General features: G+C 59.0%; 18 protein-coding genes, 1 tRNA gene and 1 pseudogene. 9 read left to right on the top strand and 11 right to left on the bottom strand.

The window, feature by feature from the left end:
• The first annotated feature begins 13 nt into the window (after positions 1 to 13).
• The 8 genes and pseudogenes from rpmG (at position 14) to DWX39_RS04485 (ending at position 4,187) form a co-directional block, all read left to right on the top strand.
• A complete protein-coding gene (gene rpmG, locus DWX39_RS04520) occupies positions 14 to 163 on the top strand; it encodes a 50S ribosomal protein L33 (protein WP_022093895.1) in 150 nt (49 codons plus the stop codon).
• A gap of 13 nt (positions 164 to 176) precedes the next feature.
• A tRNA-Trp gene (locus DWX39_RS04515) sits at positions 177 to 252 on the top strand.
• Positions 253 to 328: 76 nt separating this feature from the next.
• Positions 329 to 667, top strand: a complete 339-nt coding sequence (gene secE / locus DWX39_RS04510; RefSeq protein ID WP_089572519.1) for a preprotein translocase subunit SecE — start codon at positions 329 to 331, stop codon at positions 665 to 667.
• A gap of 3 nt (positions 668 to 670) precedes the next feature.
• Complete coding sequence (gene nusG / locus DWX39_RS04505; protein WP_006234984.1) at positions 671 to 1,207, top strand: transcription termination/antitermination protein NusG; 537 nt, start codon at positions 671 to 673, stop codon at positions 1,205 to 1,207.
• Between the two features lie 120 nt (positions 1,208 to 1,327).
• Positions 1,328 to 1,756 carry a 50S ribosomal protein L11 gene (gene rplK / locus DWX39_RS04500; RefSeq protein ID WP_022093893.1) on the top strand — a complete coding sequence of 143 codons (429 nt, stop codon included), beginning with the start codon at positions 1,328 to 1,330 and terminating at the stop codon, positions 1,754 to 1,756.
• A gap of 117 nt (positions 1,757 to 1,873) precedes the next feature.
• Positions 1,874 to 2,581 carry a 50S ribosomal protein L1 gene (gene rplA / locus DWX39_RS04495; protein ID WP_117736544.1) on the top strand — a complete coding sequence of 236 codons (708 nt, stop codon included), beginning with the start codon at positions 1,874 to 1,876 and terminating at the stop codon, positions 2,579 to 2,581.
• Positions 2,582 to 2,893: 312 nt separating this feature from the next.
• A pseudogene (locus DWX39_RS04490) lies at positions 2,894 to 3,613 on the top strand (hypothetical protein).
• Positions 3,537 to 4,187, top strand: a complete 651-nt coding sequence (locus DWX39_RS04485; RefSeq protein ID WP_233508878.1) for an isocitrate/isopropylmalate family dehydrogenase — start codon at positions 3,537 to 3,539, stop codon at positions 4,185 to 4,187. Before DWX39_RS04490 ends, DWX39_RS04485 begins: the two are co-directional and overlap by 77 nt.
• 351 nt (positions 4,188 to 4,538) lie before the next feature.
• Here DWX39_RS04485 and DWX39_RS04480 read toward each other — a convergent pair whose 3' ends face one another.
• The 11 genes from DWX39_RS04480 to DWX39_RS04430 all read right to left on the bottom strand — a co-directional run bounded on the left by DWX39_RS04480 (position 4,539) and on the right by DWX39_RS04430 (position 16,502).
• A complete protein-coding gene (locus DWX39_RS04480) occupies positions 4,539 to 5,669 on the bottom strand; it encodes a DUF4179 domain-containing protein (RefSeq protein WP_117758648.1) in 1,131 nt (376 codons plus the stop codon).
• A complete protein-coding gene (locus DWX39_RS04475) occupies positions 5,650 to 6,210 on the bottom strand; it encodes an RNA polymerase sigma factor (protein ID WP_117583099.1) in 561 nt (186 codons plus the stop codon). The genes DWX39_RS04480 and DWX39_RS04475 overlap by 20 nt, the downstream gene beginning before the upstream one ends.
• A 232-nt stretch (positions 6,211 to 6,442) precedes the next feature.
• Entirely contained in the window at positions 6,443 to 7,153 is a 711-nt protein-coding gene (locus tag DWX39_RS04470) for a metallophosphoesterase (RefSeq protein ID WP_117639531.1), read from the bottom strand.
• Complete coding sequence (locus DWX39_RS04465) at positions 7,150 to 9,069, bottom strand: BMP family ABC transporter substrate-binding protein (RefSeq protein WP_117758647.1); 1,920 nt, start codon at positions 9,067 to 9,069, stop codon at positions 7,150 to 7,152. The genes DWX39_RS04470 and DWX39_RS04465 overlap by 4 nt, the downstream gene beginning before the upstream one ends.
• A 93-nt stretch (positions 9,070 to 9,162) precedes the next feature.
• Complete coding sequence (locus DWX39_RS04460) at positions 9,163 to 9,930, bottom strand: mechanosensitive ion channel family protein (protein WP_117758646.1); 768 nt, start codon at positions 9,928 to 9,930, stop codon at positions 9,163 to 9,165.
• Positions 9,931 to 10,263: 333 nt separating this feature from the next.
• Positions 10,264 to 11,058: an ABC transporter ATP-binding protein gene (locus DWX39_RS04455; RefSeq protein WP_022093887.1), complete on the bottom strand. Its 795-nt coding sequence runs from the start codon at positions 11,056 to 11,058 to the stop codon at positions 10,264 to 10,266.
• Positions 11,051 to 11,974, bottom strand: coding sequence for an ABC transporter permease (locus DWX39_RS04450; protein WP_117758645.1), 924 nt, complete (start codon positions 11,972 to 11,974; stop codon positions 11,051 to 11,053). Before DWX39_RS04450 ends, DWX39_RS04455 begins: the two co-directional genes overlap by 8 nt.
• Positions 11,975 to 12,177: 203 nt before the next feature.
• Positions 12,178 to 13,158, bottom strand: coding sequence for an ABC transporter substrate-binding protein (locus tag DWX39_RS04445; protein WP_117758644.1), 981 nt, complete (start codon positions 13,156 to 13,158; stop codon positions 12,178 to 12,180).
• A 160-nt stretch (positions 13,159 to 13,318) separates the two neighbouring features.
• A complete protein-coding gene (locus DWX39_RS04440; protein ID WP_117758643.1) occupies positions 13,319 to 14,104 on the bottom strand; it encodes a hypothetical protein in 786 nt (261 codons plus the stop codon).
• Positions 14,105 to 14,353: 249 nt separating this feature from the next.
• Complete coding sequence (gene asnS / locus DWX39_RS04435; protein WP_117758642.1) at positions 14,354 to 15,757, bottom strand: asparagine--tRNA ligase; 1,404 nt, start codon at positions 15,755 to 15,757, stop codon at positions 14,354 to 14,356.
• A 181-nt stretch (positions 15,758 to 15,938) separates the two neighbouring features.
• Positions 15,939 to 16,502 carry a PTS glucose transporter subunit IIA gene (locus DWX39_RS04430; protein ID WP_117583092.1) on the bottom strand — a complete coding sequence of 188 codons (564 nt, stop codon included), beginning with the start codon at positions 16,500 to 16,502 and terminating at the stop codon, positions 15,939 to 15,941.
• A 246-nt stretch (positions 16,503 to 16,748) separates the two neighbouring features.
• On the opposite strand from DWX39_RS04430, the gene DWX39_RS04425 reads away from it, so the two are divergent.
• Positions 16,749 to 17,651, top strand: a complete 903-nt coding sequence (locus tag DWX39_RS04425; protein ID WP_117758641.1) for an alpha/beta hydrolase — start codon at positions 16,749 to 16,751, stop codon at positions 17,649 to 17,651.
• Positions 17,652 to 17,706: the final 55 nt, after the last annotated feature.

The raw sequence follows: 17,706 nt of genomic DNA, 5'->3' as shown, positions 1-17,706 counted from the left end.
AGGTTCAGGATACATGCGTACTCTAGTTACTCTTGCGTGCACTGAGTGCAAGCGCCGCAACTATACGACCACCAAGAACAAGTCGACCATGCCTGATCGTATGGAGATCAAGAAGTATTGCCCCTGGTGCCGTCACCACACGCTGCACAAAGAGACTCGCTAGTCTCTAGTCATATACGCCAGTAGTTCAATTGGTAGAGCATCGGTCTCCAAAACCGAGTGTTGAGGGTTCGAGTCCTTCCTGGCGTGCCAGTCATTATTCCGTAAGCTCCCACTTGGGGGCTTACGGTTTACTCATGTATAAGCGCATTGCGCGGAGGTAACCCAAATGGCCAACAAGAAGAACAAGAAGAAGGCACAGCAGCAGGCGCCTGCCAACAACGCTGCCGCCAACTCCAAGGTTGAGGCCAAGAAGGCCGTTGCCAAGAAGAGCGAGAAGGCTGCGAAGTCTAAGAAGAACGAGAAGCCTGGTTTCTTCGCCCGCACCAAGAAGTATTTCGCTTCGGTGAAGTCCGAGATGAAGCGTGTCACGTGGCCCGATAAGAAGGAGCTCGTGAACTACTCGGTCGTCGTTTGCGCTTCTCTGATCGTCGTCGGCGTCGTCATCGCTCTGCTCGATGCTGGCTTTGGCGAGGCTCTTGCTCTGTTCTCTGGATTGAGGGGCTAAACCATGTCTAAGCGTTGGTACGTCGTTCACACTTACTCTGGATACGAGAACCGCGTTAAGTCCGATCTCGAGCATCGCATCGAGACTATGGGCATGCAGGACCGTATCTTTGATATCGAGATTCCTATGGAGCGCGTCACCGAGATCAAAGAGGGCGGCAAGCGCGAGACCAAGGATTCTAAGATCTTTCCGGGTTATGTCCTGGTTCGCATGGAGATGGATGACGATGCGTGGACGTGTGTTCGCAACACGCCCGGCGTCACCGGTTTCCTAGGCGGCAACGGCAAGCCCGCTCCGCTTTCCCGCGACGAGTACAACAAGATGACTCGTCGTCCCGGTAAGGGCGATTCGCCCAAGCGCACCTCGGTTGATATTCAGGTCGGCACGTCCGTCCGCGTCACCGATGGCCCGCTTACCGACTTTGATGGCAAGGTCTCCGAGGTTAACACCGAGGCTGGCAAGCTCAAGGTCACGCTGATGATCTTTGGCCGCGAGACGCCGGTCGAGCTCGACTTTAACCAGGTCGCTGTCATCGCTTAAGTTTTCGTCCGTTCGCGCGAGCGTGCTTCTTCTGTGACTGCTCATCTCAGGAGTGCTTCTAACACGTGCGTGCTTACGATATAGCAAGTACTTCACACTCGTGATTCGAAAGGAATGACCATGGCTGAGAAGAAGGTTGCCAACGTCATTAAGCTCCAGATTCCTGCTGGTGCAGCTAACCCCGCTCCTCCCGTCGGCCCCGCTCTGGGCGCTGCTGGCGTGAACATCATGCAGTTCTGCCAGGCCTTTAACGCCGAGACGCAGGACAAGAAGGGCGACATCATCCCCGTTGAGATCTCTGTCTACGAGGATAAGTCCTTCTCCTTCATCACCAAGACCCCGCCGGCGGCTCACCTCATCAAGAAGGAGCTGAACCTCAAGTCTGGTTCCGCTAAGCCCCAGGCCGACAAGGTTGGTCAGCTCTCCCAGGAGCAGCTCACCAAGATCGCCGAGATCAAGATGCCGGACCTCAATGCCAACGACATTGACGCCGCCAAGAAGATCATCGCCGGTACCGCCCGTTCCATGGGCGTCACCATCGCTGAGTAGCGATTTCTTATGGTAACGACGGGTGCTCCGACCTGGGCGCCCGTTAAATGTGTGCAATAGGGCACACGATACGATGTGGGAGGGCTCACGCCCGTTTAACCACAGGAGGTAATGCACATGGCTAAGCATGGTAAGAGCTATAACGCCGCTGCCGAGAAGATCGATCGCGCCACGCTCTACACCCCCCTTCAGGCTGCCAAGCTCATTAAGGAGCTCGACACCGCCAAGTTCGACGAGACCGTCGAGGCCCACTTCCGTCTGGGCATCGATACTCGTAAGGCTGACCAGAACATCCGTGGTTCCATCTCCCTGCCCCACGGCACCGGCAAGACCGTTCGTGTTGCCGTCTTCGCCGAGGGCGAGAAGGCCCGCGAGGCTGAGGCTGCCGGCGCCGACATCATCGGTTCCGACGAGCTTGTCGCCCAGATTCAGAAGGGCGAGATCAACTTCGACGCCGCTATCGCTACGCCGAACATGATGGCCAAGGTTGGCCGCATCGGTAAGATCCTTGGTCCCCGTGGCCTCATGCCGAACCCCAAGCTCGGCACCGTGACCATGGACGTCGCCAAGATGGTCTCCGAGCTCAAGGCTGGCCGCGTTGAGTACCGCGCCGACCGCTACGGCATCTGCCACGTGCCCCTGGGCAAGAAGTCCTTCACCGAGCAGCAGCTCGTCGAGAACTACGCTGCCCTGTACACCGAGATCCTGCGCGTCAAGCCCTCTTCTGCTAAGGGCAAGTACGTCAAGTCCATCTCCGTGTCTTCCACCATGGGCCCTGGCGTCAAGGTCGATCCCGCTATCCAGCGCGACTTCCTGGCTGAGTAACTAACAGTTACTGCCTGAGCAAAGCAAGCATTGCTAAAGAGACCCGGTTCTGCCTCGTGCAGGACCGGGTCTCTTGCTTTTGAGTCAACGAAACCACCACGAAGGGGACAGGCACCCTTGTGGTGGTTTTACTTGTGTTGTACTTTAGCGCGATGTAGTACTACCCGAGGCCGAAGGGAGCCCAACATGTTTAAGAACACGCAACAGCTCCTAGGCCTAGCGCTACTAGATTGGATAGCGCGCTAGGGTTGTAATCTCGCTATAACGATTTGTTGTACCCGGGTGCGCTATCGTCTGCCGCTTTCAGGCGTGATGAGCGACACGGGTATTTTTCTATCTCTAGGCCTTCTCTCTCTCCTGAAAGCCATCTGTCATAAAACGGTCAATCAGGAGGAACATATAAGCCACAAAATCACAATCTTTGACGCCACCCTGTGCGACGGTGAGCAGTCGCCGGGCGCCAGCATGAATACCGAGGAAAAGCTCTTCATCGCCCGCCAGCTGGTGCGCATGAACGTGGACGTTATCGAGGCGGGCTTTCCCATCTCGAGTCCTGGTGACTTTCGCTCCGTACAGGAGATTGGCAAGATTGCGGGCGACCGATGCACGGTATGCGGCCTGACGCGCGCTGTCGACAGGGGTATCGAAGTGGCTGCAGAGGCGCTCAAAACGGCCCAGAGGCCCCGTATCCATACAGGGCTGGGTGTGAGCACCAGTCACCTGCGCGACAAGCTCCATATGACTGAGGAAAGGGCAATTGAGTGAGCGATCCATGCCGTCAAACATGCTCGCAAGTTCGTTGACGATGTTGAGTTTTATGCCGAGGATGCCGGCCGCTCCGATCAGGAGTTTCTGGTGCGCATTATCGAGGCGGCCGTAAAGGCCGGTGCCACGGTCGTGAACATCCCCGATACGATGGGCTACAACATGCCGTGGGACTTTGGCGCCCGCATCCGTGACCTGCGCGGGCGCTGCGGGTGCGGCCGGTCAGCGTGCGGTCGACGTGATGGAGTATCGCGAGTACGAGATTGAGCGCATTGCGCGCCAGGCATTTGAGGCGGCGCGCAAACGTCGCGGCAAGGTGACGAGCGTTGATAAGCGCAACGTGCTGGAGACGAGCCGCATGTGGCGCGAGATCGTGCATCGCGTGCAAGACGAGGAGTACTCCGACGTGGAGCTTGAGGACCTGCTCGTCGACAACGCCGCCATGCAGCTCAACAGTCGACCGGCAGACTTTGACGTCGTGGTGACGGAGAACATGTTCGGCGACATCCTGTCCGATGAGGCGGCTCAGATTACCGGATCGCTCGGTATGCTTGCCTCTGCCTCGCTGGATGATGGCGTATCGCTGTTTGGGCCGAGCGCTGGCAGCGCTCCTGACATCGCGGGGCTCGGCGTGGCCAATCCGCTGGCTCAAATCTTGTCGGTGGCGATGCTGCTGACCTACGCGCTCGACATGGGCGAGCAAGCCGCGTGGATCGAGAGCGCCGTGGCGCGCGTGCTCGACGAGGGCTGGCGCACCCGTGACATCGCCGATGTCAACACCCCGGCAGATAAGATCCTCGGCACCACGACGATGGGCGACAAGGTCGTCGCCGCGCTGTAGGCGATGCCGATTCAAGCTGTCAAATATCTCAATCTGTAACATCTAAGGGGCAAAATCGTTCCTACCTGTTACAGATTGAGATTTTCGGCTGAGCATCCGTGGTCTGTCTCGATCTGTAACAGCTAACCGATTATTTGGGCCCTACCTGTTACAGATTGAGACAAACCGTTGGGACAGGTCGGACGAGTCAGCAAAACCACCACAAAGGTGCCGGTCCCCTTCGTGGTGGTTTTTAGCGCAACGAGGTGTTCCCAGCCGACCATACGGGCGGCCTTGCGCTCACGCTGCTCGATGACAGCGCATCTTTAGACGCGAAGCGCGGAACCGGGTGCATATACGAGCCGCGTAGCGTTACGAATTCATGGGAATGACCGTATCGCCAATTTGTACGCTTGCAATCTTGTCTGTGTCACAAACTTGCGAGAACGGCCAGGTCTTGTGGACATCAGTGGTGCCGTTATCCAGTTTATTTGCGAAATAGCCGCTGTGGCTGGTTGCGTCCTCAACATGACCGTCTTTGAACGTCACGATGAGGGGTATGTTGCCAACGGCATCCATAGACTCCTCCATGTTTTGAGACATCTTGCCGCTGTTGTTGTCGTGTTCGATGGAACGATCTATGTTGTAGCGGACTGAAACGCCAACGCAGGATACGGTGGCCTCTTGAATCGTCGCCTTGGTGCCGTTAAAGTTGACCGATTTGGGCGCGGGAATCGTAACGGATGTATCTTCGTAATTCAGCTGGAACTTAAGATCCCATGGGCCCGTAAGTATTTTCTTATACTCGGGAAGCTCTTTGCCAGCACGTGGCACAACGAGAGAGTTGATATGCGTGCGGACGGTCCTGCCCATAAGGCCGGGTGATTCAACGCTGAACTGTGTAAAGTATTGAATGCTGGAGTCATTGGGGTTCTTGTCAATGAGCCATGATTGGCCTTGGCCGCCATGCTCGCCATCAACGTATACGTTTCCATCGACACTTCCGGCGATAGTTCCGTTCTCGCCCGGCTCGGAAAGCTTTTTCAGGGCAGCGGGATCGTCGAACGTAAGCGTATAGGCGATGGTAACCATATCCTTGTCGCCCATGATGGCGTCGGCGGTCACGGTGACTCCGTTGTTGGAGCAGCTAGCACCGACGGGCCGGCCAATACGGTCGATGATCTCGGTTTGAGAAGCAGGTCCGTCAAAGATGTCGGAAAGCATGTCAGAAGGAAGCGGCAGGACGCCTGTTGCCATAGCCGTGCCAGCGCCTCCAATGACGATAGCGAGGACTGCCGTTACAGCGGCAATGCGAGCGACTGTTCTTACGGGATGGCGGGCGATGCGCGGCTTGCGTCGCGTGCCATTAAAGTTGCTTTGAGCGGTCGCCGCATCGCTCGAGGCGACGGACTGAGCAATCGAGTTTGCCATGTGCTGCTTCGCATTATCGGTAAACGAAATGTGCTCCAGGGCGTGGCGATAGTCATTCGAATTCGTAGTCATTGTGGTCTCCTTTCAAGGAAAGCCGAAGTGACGCACGTCCGCGGCTAAGGTGCTGGGCGGTTGCAGCTGGCGTCGCGTGAACGGCGTCTGCGATTTCCCTGATGCTCATGCCTGCGTAGTAGTGCAAAAAGATGGCGATGCGCTGTGCTTGAGGCAGGGCCGTGACAGCGGAAAGAATGGCGCAGTCGCGTTGCGCGAATTCTTGCTCGGTATGTGTTACGGGTGCGCAGAAATCGGGGAGCGAATCGAGGTCGACAACCGGGTGATTCGCGTGCGTACGGCCGATATCGCGACATGCGTTCAGTGCGACTCGGATCACCCAAGCACGTTCGTGTTCGAGCGAGTCGAACGGTTGAGTGCGTTGGAGAATCTTGATCAGCGTGTCTTGGCAGATGTCTTGAGCGTCGTCAGCGGATCCAAGGGCCGAATAGCACAATCGAAGGATGAGGTCGGAATACGTGTCGACCAAGCGCTTTGCTTCCCGCTCGATCTGATCGGCATCGCATCGGAGCGTGCTATTGCGGTTACGGCGTGCAGGCATAGTGTCACCTCCAATTGGTCGTGGTGGATATAGGGAAGGCGTCTCGCGAGGTCCCTCTACATACAACACGGTCGAGACTGCATAAGTTGACAAAAAAAGACGGCACGTGAGCGCCGTCCTTACAAAACAATGAGTGTTCTCGTTAATTACACAAGCACCGTGATGGACAGGTCGGACGAGTCAGCAAAACCACCATAAAGGTGCCTATCCCCTTCGTGGTGGTTGTTGGCAGTTACCAGGGGGTTCTGGCGGTTGAAGACTCGATTGCTTCGTGGCGTTTGAGCTCGCGGCGCATGGTTTGCGAGTTGAGCCAAGCGGCCTTCCAACCGCGCGTGGGGTAGCGCGCCTCGTCAATTTCGATCTTGGTATAGCCGCAGGCGTTGACAATCTTCGTTCCGCATGGGTGTTGGCGCTCGCGTTGAAAGTTGGGGCCGTAGCTTTGGTGCACATGCCCGTGAATCATATAGTCGGGACCCCAAGACTCAAGAGCCGCATTAAAGCACTCGAATCCTCGATGCGGCAGGTCGTCCAGGTCGCCCATGCCTGCGACGGGTGCATGGGTAAGTAGAATATCGCATCCGTCTACCAGTGCGATTTTTCGCGATAGCTTGCGCATGCGTTTTGCCATCTCGCGCTCGGTATACATGTTCGCGCCGTCGCGGTAGCGCATGGAACCGCCCAGACCCGCAATGCGAATACCTCGGTACACATATACGCTGTCCTCAACACAAATGCACCCGCCCGGTGCATGGCGCGCGTAGCGGTCGTCGTGGTTGCCACGAACGTACACAAGCGGTTTGTTGATGACAGTGACCAAAAACTCAAGATAGTCCGGATCCAGGTCGCCTGCGGATAGAATCAGGTCAACGTCCTCAAAGCGCTCCTTGCGAAAACATTCCCACAGGCAGCGCTCCTCTACATCGGCAATGGCTAGGATATTCATAGGGCACGGACCTCCGGCTCGTTATCGAGCTGCGGAATCGAGCCTATAACGTTGTCAGCCAGCCAGTTCATCTCGACAATCTGCGTACTCGGCAGGGGAGGGAAGCCCTCAATCTGAACCACGCCGTCCTGGCTGTGGAGCTCGCCGCCAAATGGGTTGATGGAGCCCTCGACAATGCCGTTGCGAAGCAGCTGCACAAGTTTACGCGTCTGATAGGGTAGGCCCGGAGCGTAGCGAATATCGATGACGCCGGAGCTCATACCGTACCAGTAGTTGACGGCGCGCACCTGCTGGTCATCGGCGGTCTCGTCCCATGTGCCGTGCAGTAGGCTGCGTACGATGAGTTCGTAGTAACGGCCCCAGTTCCATACCGGCATAGCAATACCGGTAACTTCCTTGCCGTTTACCAGACGGTGAAGCCCGTAGGCGGTGGGGTCCTCGAGAGACTTGGACATATCGGCGCCGGTCATGACGCTCACGCCCTCGCGACACATGGCTTCGGCAAGACCGCCGGCGGGTACATCGCCCCAGGTGAGGATTACCTGCGCACGAGGGTCGAGCAGCGAGGCGCCGATGGCAAAGGCGTTGATCTCGCTAAGCGCTCCCGACGCAAAGACCGACGCGTGGTAGCCAATGCGATGGTTGTCCGCCATGCTGGCCGCAAGGGCGCCCAGGAGAAACTTGGCCTCGTACATCTTGCCAAAGTACGAACGGACGCTTTGGTGGGGAAGGCCGATAGAGCAGTTGAGGAATCGCACCTGGGGATACTCAACGGCGGCTCTGAGCGTATATTCCATCAGGCGGTGTGAAGTCGAGAAGATGGCGTTCACCCCGTGCTTGACGGCGGTCTCCACGGCGGCGTAGAACACGTCCGGATCGTGGCAGTCCTCGAACGCCTCGGTGCGCACGATGCCGCCAAAGTGCTCATCGAGATACTGACGCCCTTGGTCGTGAAGGCTGTCCCAGCTCGACGTCGCACAGGGGAACTCATGGATAAAGGCGATGCGCAGGGGATTGGCCGCCGAATAGACGGTCTTGCCCATAAAGAAGTTGAGCACACCGGAGGTGGACTTGGCGGGCGACTCCTCCTCATCGACACTCGGCGCTTCGACAAGATCGACCTTGTCCTCGTCACTTTTCCCGGCGATGACCAGCTCGCGCCAGATCTTGCACAGGCGGTTTACGACGATATCCGTTGGCGTATCCAGCAGGCGGTCCTGGTTGTACACATTGAGGTAGACGAGCATGGCGTCGGCGGGCGTAATGTCCAGGTGGTCGCCGCCCGCGCGAAGGTAGGCACGCTTAAAGAGCAGGAAGGTGTGGCGCAGGTAGTCGACCTTTTTCTGCGGCCATTTTTCGATAAGGTTCTGACCGAGCATCTTGGCGAGCGTTTCGTAGCTTCCCTCGCGAGAGAACTCGATCTCGTATAGGGGGCAGACGCGCCAAAACGCGCAGAACTCGCCGTACAGGCGGCTTTCGACGGAATCCCATGTGCCGGGGTAGAGACGGGTAATCTTGGCCGAAACCGTCGGGGCGTCCAGGAATTTGAGGACACTGACACGTTTGTTGCCTTCCTGGACATAGAACCGATGCATGAACTCGGTGACGATGATGGGGTCGCGATAGCCCTCGGTCACCTGGATGTCGTAGAGGTTGGACCATTTGCGGGCGAACTCGGTGCCAAACGGCAGCAAGGGCATAAAGTTGCATGAAAAGGCGGACTGACGGCCCTTGGTAACCGTGCCGACGACCATTTCGAGCGGAATGTCTCTCAGGCCGACATTCTCTCGCTGGCCTAAGGGGAGCTGAGCAACTAAGCTATCGAGGTCCGTGAGGTACGGATGCTCGCTTTGACTAATGGCGCGTCGACGTCCTTGCTCGCCGCGCTTGCGTGCTTGACGATAGGCCTCTTCCATGGTGTCTACTCCCTTAGTCGTTTAAACAACGATATGAACCATGGTACCACGATGCGAAACTACCACAAAGGTGCCTGTCCCCTTTGTGGTAGTTTAGGCGACGATGGGGGCGATGGCACGAATGCAGGCGTCGGTTGCCGTGAAGGTGGTGCTATCGTCGCTGACGATAAAGATGATTTTGCCCTTGACGCCAAAGTCGCCGATCTCGCTAAAGAGCACGTACGGCTCCTTGTCAAAGCCAGAGATGGGAAGCACCGCGGCCTTGGTGGCGTCGGTAAGCTCATCTGCCAGCGCGTCCAGCGAGGCCCACTTAGACGTGTCCTTTACGGCAACGGGCACGGCCACGCGCCCAAAGGGCATCAGATGCACGAGCGTGTTCTTGGAGATGTTGGAGTTGGGCACAATGATGGTCTGCCCGCAGGCATCTTCGATGGTCGTGTGGCGCCAAGTGATGTCCTGGACCACACCCGACACGCCGCCGACCTCGATATTGTCGCCGGGCTTGATGATGCCCATAAAGGTCACTTGCATGCCGCCGATAAGGTTTGATAGCGTGTCCTGAAAGCCGAGCGAGATGGCGATGCCGCCGACGCCAAGAGCGGCGACGAGCGCGTTTGCGTTAATGCCAAAGCAGTTGTCGAGGATAAAGCTGCCGCCGATCATCCAAATGACGGCACGCGCGATGTTGATGAAGATGCTCGATGCGGGAAGCGGGTTGTCGTCTCGGTTGAGTAGGTGGCGCAGGGTCTTGGATGCCACCTTGGCGGCGATGGCGGTGACTATTACCAAGATGACGGCCCAGATGATGTTGTGGACCCAGCGCTGCTCAAAGAAATGAAGAATCGGTTCAAACAATTCCATGTAGGGAAAACCTCCTAATGATCATTCAACCATGATACCCACCAAAAAGCCCGTCCGATCACATCGGACGGGCCGATAACTTGAGATGGGGTGGCCGCGGTGGCGTAAGCTGGGCCGCCGGCGAGCACGCCGGCAAGGAGTGCGGCGGTCAAGCAAGACGGGGAAGGAGTCTTCTCATGGCAGTTTCCTTAGTTCTTAACCAGTGGTTCCTGCTGACGCTGGATTATCGACATGATATGCGAAAACCGTCGCAAAGGTATCTGTTCCTTTGCGGCGGTTTTGACGTTTGCGCAGATAAAACCTGCCAAAATAAACCTGTCCCTTTTGGTAGGTTTAGCTCAGCAGCATGCGGTCGTTGGCGAGCTCGCCGCCCGAGACCTCCTCGAACTTCTGCAGCAGGTCGGCGACGGTGAGCGACTTCTTCTCGTCGCCCGCCACGTCGTAGATAACGTGGCCCTCGTGCATCATGATCAGGCGATTGCCCAGACGGATGGCGTCATTCATGTTGTGCGTGACCATGAGCGTGGTCAGGTGGTTCTCGTCGACAATCTCCTCGGTCAGATTGAGCACCTTAGAGGCGGTCTTGGGGTCGAGTGCCGCGGTGTGCTCGTCGAGCAGCAGCAAGCGCGGCTTGGTGAGCGTGGCCATGAGCAGCGTGAGTGCCTGGCGCTGGCCACCCGAAAGCAGGCCGACCTTGGCGTTGAGGCGCGTGTCCAGGCCAAGGTCCAGGCGCTTGAGCAACTCAACGTACTCGTCCTTCTCGGCCTTGGTGACGCCCCACGAAAGGCCGCGACGCTGGCCGCGACGCTTGGCGAGGGCCAAGTTCTCGGCAATCTGCATGTCGGCTGCGGTGCCGCGCATGGGATCCTGGAACACACGGCCCAGGTACTTGGCGCGCTGCGACTCGCTCAGGCGCGAGATGTCGGTGCCGTCGAGCTCGATAACGCCCGAATCGAGCGGATATACGCCGGCAATCATGTTGAGCAGCGTGGATTTGCCGGCGCCGTTGCCGCCGATCACAGTTACAAAGTCGCCGTCGTTGAGGGTAAGGTCGACGCCGGTGAGCGCGCGCTTCTCGGTGACGGTGCCCTTGTTAAAGGTCTTCTTGACGTGCGAGAGCTTAAGCATCTGCCTCATCTCCCTTCGTGTAGGAGCTGCGGAGCTTATAGCGCTCCCAAACTACGGGCACGCACAGGGCCACGGCGACGATCACGGCGGAGAGCAGCTTCATGTCGTTGGCGTCCATGCCCAACTGCAGCACGATGGCGCGGATGAGGAAGTACACCACAGAGCCAAAGACGGCGGAGGCAAGACGGACGCTAAACTGCGTGAGACCGCCGGGCAGCAGGCGGCCGAGCACCTCGCCGATAACAATAGCGGCAAGACCGATAACGATGGCGCCGGTGCCCATGCCAATGTCGGCATACTTTTGGCTCTGGCAGATAAGCGCGCCAGAGAGGCCGATGAGGGCGTTGGAGAGCACGAGGGCGATCATCTTGGTGGAGTTGGTGTTGACGCCCAGGGCGCGGATCATGTACTCGTTGTTGCCGGCGGCACGCAGCGCCGAGCCGATCTCGGTGCCAAAGAACCAATACAGGATGGCAACGATAGCCACGGCGAGCAAGATGCCCAAGATAATGGCAACGGTGGACTGCGGCAGGCCCGTCATGTGGCTGACGGATGAGAAGATGGTGCCCTTGGCAAGGATGGGCGTGTTGGATTTACCCATGATGCGCAGGTTGATGGACCACAGACTGATCTGCGTAAGGATTCCGGCGAGGATTGCAGGAATCTCAAAAACGGTGGTCAAGATGCCCGTGACAGCGCCCGCGATGGCGCCGGCGCACATGCCGGCCAGCACGGCGAGCAAGGGGTCGACGTTATTGTTGACGATGAGCACGGCGCAAACACAGCCGCCGAGGGCAAAGCTGCCGTCGCAGGTCATATCGGGGATGTCGAGCAGGCGGAACGTGATAAACACGCCGAGCACCATAATGCCCCAGAGGACGCCCTGCGAAACGGCGCCCTGCAATGCAATGAGCATGCTTCATACCTCCTAGGATAGGGTGGACACGTGATGTTCCATAATAGCGGTAACAATGAATATAAGAACGGCAGGCAAACGTTTTGTTATATCTGAGCCATTGGGGCGAACGCCGGTCTATGACGTTCGCCCCAATGGCTCAGATATTGAATAACGCAGCTATGGCGCGAGAACGAACCCTAGATGCGTTACGGCGCATGGTGCTACTCGTCCAGGGCGGAAAGATCGATGCCCAGCGCCTCGGCCATCTCGTCGTTCTTGACGACGACCAGGTCCTTGCTCGAGAGGTGCTCGATAGCCATATCCTCGGGCTTAGCCTCGCCCTTCAGGATCTTAACGGCCATCTCGCCTGCAGCGTAGCCCAGGTCCTCGTAGTTGATGGAGAGGGTGAACAGGCCGCCGGCCTTGCACATGCCCTCCTCGCCGGTGACGAAGGGGAGCTTGTTCTCCTTGCAGATCTGGCCCACCTGCGAGGCGCCCGCGGCGATGGTGTTGTCGGTGGGGGAGTACAGTGCGTCGATCTTGCCCACGGCAGACTCTACGACGGACTGGATCTCGTTGGAGCTCGAGACGGTGAAGTCGGTGTGCTCCAGGCCCAGCTTGTCGAGCTCCTTCTTGGCGGCCTTGATCTGGACGTCGGAGTTGGACTCGGCGGTGCAGTAGAGCAGGCCGACCTTTTTAACGTTGGGCAGGACCTTCTGCATCATCTCGAGCTGCTCGGCGACCGGGGTGAGGTCGGAAGCACCCGTGACGTTGGTGCCGGGCTTGTCGTTGTCCTGGACCAGGCCGGAGGCGGCGTAGTCGGTGATGGCACAGCCCACGATGGGGATATCGGCCGTGGCGCCGGCGGCAGCCTGCGCGGCGGGCGTAGCGATGGCATAAATCAGGTTGACGTTGTCGCCCACAAACTTGTCGGCAATGGACTTACACGTGGACTGGTCGTTCTGGGCGTTCTTCTGGTCGATCTTGACCTTAAGGCCGCTCTCCTTGATGGCCTTGACAAAGCCGTCGTTGGCGGCATCGAGTGCGGAGTGCTCGGTGAGTTGCAGAACGCCGATGGTGTAGTCGGAACCGGCGGCAGCAGAGCCGGAACCAGAGTTGCCGCCGCATCCGGCGAGCGGGGCGAGCGCGAGCAGACCGGCGGAGACCAGAAGGCTCCTGCGGCTGATGGTGATGTCCTTCATATCATTACCCCCAGTATAAAAATGGCTGGAAACACTGCACTGGGACAAAGTGCAAGTGGAACTATAGTAGCGCTGATGTCCATTTTTACAACAGCCTGGCGGGTTTTTTAATACAGAATCGGATGGGCGGTACGGGTAGTCGAATGGGCGGCGGAGGGTCTTATGCGGCGGAGGAGGCATCGTCCTCGTCCAGGGCGGCGAAGAGCTTCTTGCCGTCGAGGAGACGTGTGGTGACGTTTCTCATTCGGCCGATCTCTACGGTACGCAACGTGTCATCGGCGCCTCGCGCGTCATAGACCGTTCCCAGCAAATACGAGATGCCGTCTCGTTGCTTGATGGCAAAGGGACGGAGTGTCATCCGTGCCACTTCGACCTCTCCGCGTGCCGTGACACTCGAAATATCAAAACTCACCGTGGTTCCGTGGTCGATGGCCTGCTCGATGAGCTCGCAGGCATCGATGCGCTTGACGGGCGTGCGTGTGGCCTTGGTGGATTTGCCGCCTGCGCTTGGAGCAGGCTCGGGTGCATCGAGGTAGCCGCGAACGTCGGCACTCGCCATGGCGACCAGGTGCTGCGCCATGCTTTTTCGAATGGCGATGGGCGTAGAGCGGTTGCGCATGACCATGCCGTGGAGTCGGATGATCTCTTCGTCGGTGAGCGGACGGGTCAAGAGCCGATACCCCACGCCGCGCTTGTACTCAATTTCGTATCCGGCATGGCGAAGTGCGGAGATGGCGGTGTAGATGCTGCGCCGCGCCGCCGAGATGGGCATGCGGGCGGGGTCGTCGGGATGGGCGAGGCGCCGGATCAACTCATCGGAAAGCATGGCCTTGTCCTCACCGGTGTTTTCGCTTAATAGTTGCAGGATGCGAACGGCGCGATAGGCTGCCATCGAGGCGGCGCCCCTCGTCGTGGTCTCGTAAGTTTCAACAGCGGTTTCGGTCATGGCGCCCACGTCCTTTCCGTTTTGGGTGGCGACGGTATGGAGCCTAGGACGCGGGGCTTTCCCAGGGGTGCAGGACGCCCTGGGCGGTCGGTAGCCGTCGGCAAGCGGCGGGTCGAGTTTTCAACAGCCCTGCCCAACTGACCAAAAACTTGCCAAAAGCTTGACGGATGCTGTTGAAAAAAGCGCCCCTCGGCTTGCCGAGAGGCGCTGGCGTGATGCGCTGGAACGCGTTTGGTGGCGCTGTGGCGATTAGAAGTCGGCGTTGCCCACGGTGCGCGGGTGCGGCAGGACGTCGCGAATGTTGCCCACGCCGGTCAGATACATGACCAAGCGCTCGAAGCCCAGACCGTAGCCGGCGTGCTTGCAGGAACCGTAGCGGCGCAGGTCAAGGTAGTACTTGTACTGCTCGGGATTCATGCCCAGGTCCTTGATGCGGGCCTCGAGCAGATCCAGGCGCTCCTCGCGCTGGGAGCCGCCGATAATCTCGCCGATACCGGGAACCAGGCAGTCGGCGGCGGCGACGGTCTTGCCGTCCTCGTTCATGCGCATGTAGAAGGCCTTGATCTCGGCCGGGTAGTCGGTCACGAAGGTCGGGCGCTTAAAGTGCTCCTCGGTCAGGAAGCGCTCGTGCTCGGTCTGCAGGTCGATGCCCCAGCTCACGGGGTAGTCAAACTTGTGACCGGCGGCGACGGCCTGCTCCAGGATTTCGACGGCCTCGGTGTAGGTAACGCGGGCAAAGTCGGAGTTTGCCACATGGTCCAGGCGCTCGATCAGGCCCTTGTCCACAAACTTGTTGAGCATGTTGAGCTCGTCGGGGCAGGTGGCCATAACGTCCTTAAGGACGTACTTGAGCATGGCCTCGGCGTTATCCATGTAGTCGTTCAGGTCGGCAAAGGCCATCTCGGGCTCGATCATCCAAAACTCGGCGGCGTGGCGCGTGGTGTTGGAGTTTTCGGCGCGGAAGGTGGGGCCAAAGGTGTACACGTCGCCAAAGGCCATGGCAAAGTTCTCGGCATTGAGCTGACCGGATACGGTAAGGCTCGCGTGCTTGCCAAAGAAGTCCTGGCTCCAGTCGACCTCGCCGGACTCGGTGAGGGGCGGGTTTTTGGGGTCAAGCGTGGTCACGCGGAACATCTCGCCGGCACCCTCGCAGTCGCTCGTGGTGATGATGGGGGTGTTGACGTAGACAAAGCCTTGCTCCTGGAAGAAGCGGTGGATGGCGGCAGCCGCGACAGAGCGGATGCGGAACACGGCGCGGAACAGGTTAGTGCGCGGGCGCAGGTGCTGCTGGGTGCGCAGGAACTCGACGGTTGCGCGCTTCTTCTGCAGCGGGTAATCCGGGGCGCTGACGCCCTCGACCTCGATGGAGGTGGCAGAAAGCTCGAAAGGCTGGGGTGCATCGGGGGTCAGCTTGACGGTGCCGGTGCAAATGAGTGCGGCCGAGACGTTTTGATGGGCGATCTCGTCGTAGTTGTCGAGTGCCTCGCGGTTCATGACGACTTGCAGGTCGCGGAAGCAGCTGCCGTCGTTGAGCGTGACAAAGCCAAAGTTCTTCATGTCGCGGACGGACTTGACCCAGCCGGCGACGGTGACGGTCTGGCCGCCGAGCGACTCGGCATCGGCATAGAGCTGCGCGATTTTGGTGCGGTTCACGTATCCTCCCATAACGGTTGAATGATAGTTATCCATACAGTTCGATATTCTAGCAGCTCGGCTCATTTGGGCTATACAGATAAGGCATTGGCGGGATGGTTTTTCAAACGAAAAGCGCCCGCGGCCAAATGGTCGCGGGCGCCTGACGAGGTGCCTTTTGGCTGTGTGGCGCGGGGCCTGGCTACTTGGTCTTGGCAACCAGCAGCGGATCGCCAAGCTTGACGAGCGGATTGCCGCCGATAAGCGTGCCAGACTCGCCGACGTGGTCGATGCTCTTGAGGCGGTCGAGCTCAGAGATGATGACGGTCACAATGTCCTCGTGACCGGCGGCCTTGATAGCGTCGCGGTCGAAGCTGATGAGCGGCTGGCCGGCCTTGACCGTGTCGCCCATCTCGACAAAGCGGGCAAAACCCTTGCCGTTCATTTCCACGGTGCCCAGGCCAACATGGATGAACACGCGAAGACCGTCCTCGGTGATCATGCCGATGGAGTGGTTGGTGACGGTGGTGGCGCCGATACGGCCGTTAGCGGGGGCGTAAATGGTGCCGGTAATGGGCTCGATGCCGTAGCCCTGGCCGAGCATGCCCGAGGCGATGGTCTCGTCGGGAACCTCACTCAGATTGACGAGCACGCCGTTGACAGGAGCGTAGATGACGCCTTCGCGGGTGGCGAAGCTTGCTGCGGGCGGAACGGACGCCTCGCCCGACGAAGTGAACGTGGACTTGAGCGAATCGAGCAGACCCATAGATGCCTCCAACGTATCAGGCGCGCATGTTGCACGCGTGTGGTTTGCCGGAAACGTTTCGTACGTGTTTCCCAGCACGGTCAGCGCTCCTATTTTACGCTGTCCAACGATACCTCTGAACAGCGATTTTGTGATATATCAGTTGAAGGCCAACTTATTGCGGGGGTGTTTCTGCGCCGCGGGCTCAAGTGGGGTACGCTAAGGTGCGAAAAACGAGTGCGCACGAATCGCACGGAGGGAGCACCTATGATTATTGAGAACCATGCGCTGTGGGGCGAGGAGCCGACCGAGGATTATCCGGCGACGTTTACGTATCTGGGTGCCGAGCCGCTGCCCGACAAGCCCAATGGCCGCCGCCCCGCGGTGATCATCTGCGGCGGAGGCGGGTTTACGCATATCGCTCCGCACGAGCAGGACCCGGTGGCGTTTGCGTTTTTGGACCGCGGCTACCAGGCCTTTGTGCTCAACTATGTGACGAGCGCCACGGGCGACGTGAGCTTTCCGCACCCGCAGGCGGACCTCGCCAAGATGGTCGCTACCGTGCGCGCCAACGCCGACGAGTGGCATGTCGATCCCAAGCGCGTGTGCATCGTGGGTTTCTCGGCGGGCGGCATGATCTGCGCCTCGTTGGCAACGCAGTGGAAGACCGGACCTTTCGCGGGCCTTGCCGGGGCTCGTCCGGAGGATATTCGTCCCGACGCCGTGGTGCTGGGCTATCCGTTGCTCGACCTTGCCTATGTGCGCGATATGCAGACGCGTGACCCGCGCATCGACCTGCGCGTGCCCAAGACGGGTGGCAAGACAGGGCGCGATTTGCTCAACGACTATCTGTCGATGGTGACGGGCGGCGAGGCGACCGATGAGCACCTGGCCGACATTTGCCCTACCACGCACGTTTCGCGCCAGATGCCCCCGACCTTTGTGTGGGGCGTTTCGGACGACAAGACGGCGCCGGTCGCGCAGGTCTACCCGTTTGCGCAGCGCATGGCCGAGGAGGGCGTTGCATGCGAGATGCACGTCTTTGACCAGGGCGGTCACGGCCTTTCGCTCGGCAACGCCAACACCGCGGTCGACAACGAGGACAAGCAGGTGGCGGTCCGTCCTTGGATTCGCCTAGCCTTCCGCTTCCTGGAGCGCCACGGCTTCTAGTTACGCGGTTTTACCAAACCGCGTAACAGCTCGACGCTGCAAACCCGCCAGAGCG

Source organism: Collinsella sp. AF19-1LB (assembly GCF_003459655.1).
Classification (GTDB): Bacteria; Actinomycetota; Coriobacteriia; order Coriobacteriales; family Coriobacteriaceae; genus Collinsella.
The sequence above is the reverse complement of the archived record's forward strand: the minus strand, read 5'-3'. Positions and strand labels throughout refer to the sequence as shown.

Bases quoted from the DNA above. Each gene is read 5' to 3' on its own strand.
- rpmG (WP_022093895.1), top strand. From the start codon at position 14: ATGCGTACTCTAGTTACTCTTGCGTGCACTGAGTGCAAGCGCCGCAAC.
- secE (WP_089572519.1), top strand. From the start codon at position 329: ATGGCCAACAAGAAGAACAAGAAGAAGGCACAGCAGCAGGCGCCTGCC.
- nusG (WP_006234984.1), top strand. From the start codon at position 671: ATGTCTAAGCGTTGGTACGTCGTTCACACTTACTCTGGATACGAGAAC.
- rplK (WP_022093893.1), top strand. From the start codon at position 1,328: ATGGCTGAGAAGAAGGTTGCCAACGTCATTAAGCTCCAGATTCCTGCT.
- rplA (WP_117736544.1), top strand. From the start codon at position 1,874: ATGGCTAAGCATGGTAAGAGCTATAACGCCGCTGCCGAGAAGATCGAT.
- DWX39_RS04480 (WP_117758648.1), bottom strand. From the start codon at position 5,669: ATGACTACGAATTCGAATGACTATCGCCACGCCCTGGAGCACATTTCG.
- DWX39_RS04475 (WP_117583099.1), bottom strand. From the start codon at position 6,210: ATGCCTGCACGCCGTAACCGCAATAGCACGCTCCGATGCGATGCCGAT.
- DWX39_RS04470 (WP_117639531.1), bottom strand. From the start codon at position 7,153: ATGAATATCCTAGCCATTGCCGATGTAGAGGAGCGCTGCCTGTGGGAA.
- DWX39_RS04465 (WP_117758647.1), bottom strand. From the start codon at position 9,069: ATGGAAGAGGCCTATCGTCAAGCACGCAAGCGCGGCGAGCAAGGACGT.
- DWX39_RS04460 (WP_117758646.1), bottom strand. From the start codon at position 9,930: ATGGAATTGTTTGAACCGATTCTTCATTTCTTTGAGCAGCGCTGGGTC.
- DWX39_RS04455 (WP_022093887.1), bottom strand. From the start codon at position 11,058: ATGCTTAAGCTCTCGCACGTCAAGAAGACCTTTAACAAGGGCACCGTC.
- DWX39_RS04450 (WP_117758645.1), bottom strand. From the start codon at position 11,974: ATGCTCATTGCATTGCAGGGCGCCGTTTCGCAGGGCGTCCTCTGGGGC.
- DWX39_RS04445 (WP_117758644.1), bottom strand. From the start codon at position 13,158: ATGAAGGACATCACCATCAGCCGCAGGAGCCTTCTGGTCTCCGCCGGT.
- DWX39_RS04440 (WP_117758643.1), bottom strand. From the start codon at position 14,104: ATGACCGAAACCGCTGTTGAAACTTACGAGACCACGACGAGGGGCGCC.
- DWX39_RS04430 (WP_117583092.1), bottom strand. From the start codon at position 16,502: ATGGGTCTGCTCGATTCGCTCAAGTCCACGTTCACTTCGTCGGGCGAG.
- DWX39_RS04425 (WP_117758641.1), top strand. From the start codon at position 16,749: ATGATTATTGAGAACCATGCGCTGTGGGGCGAGGAGCCGACCGAGGAT.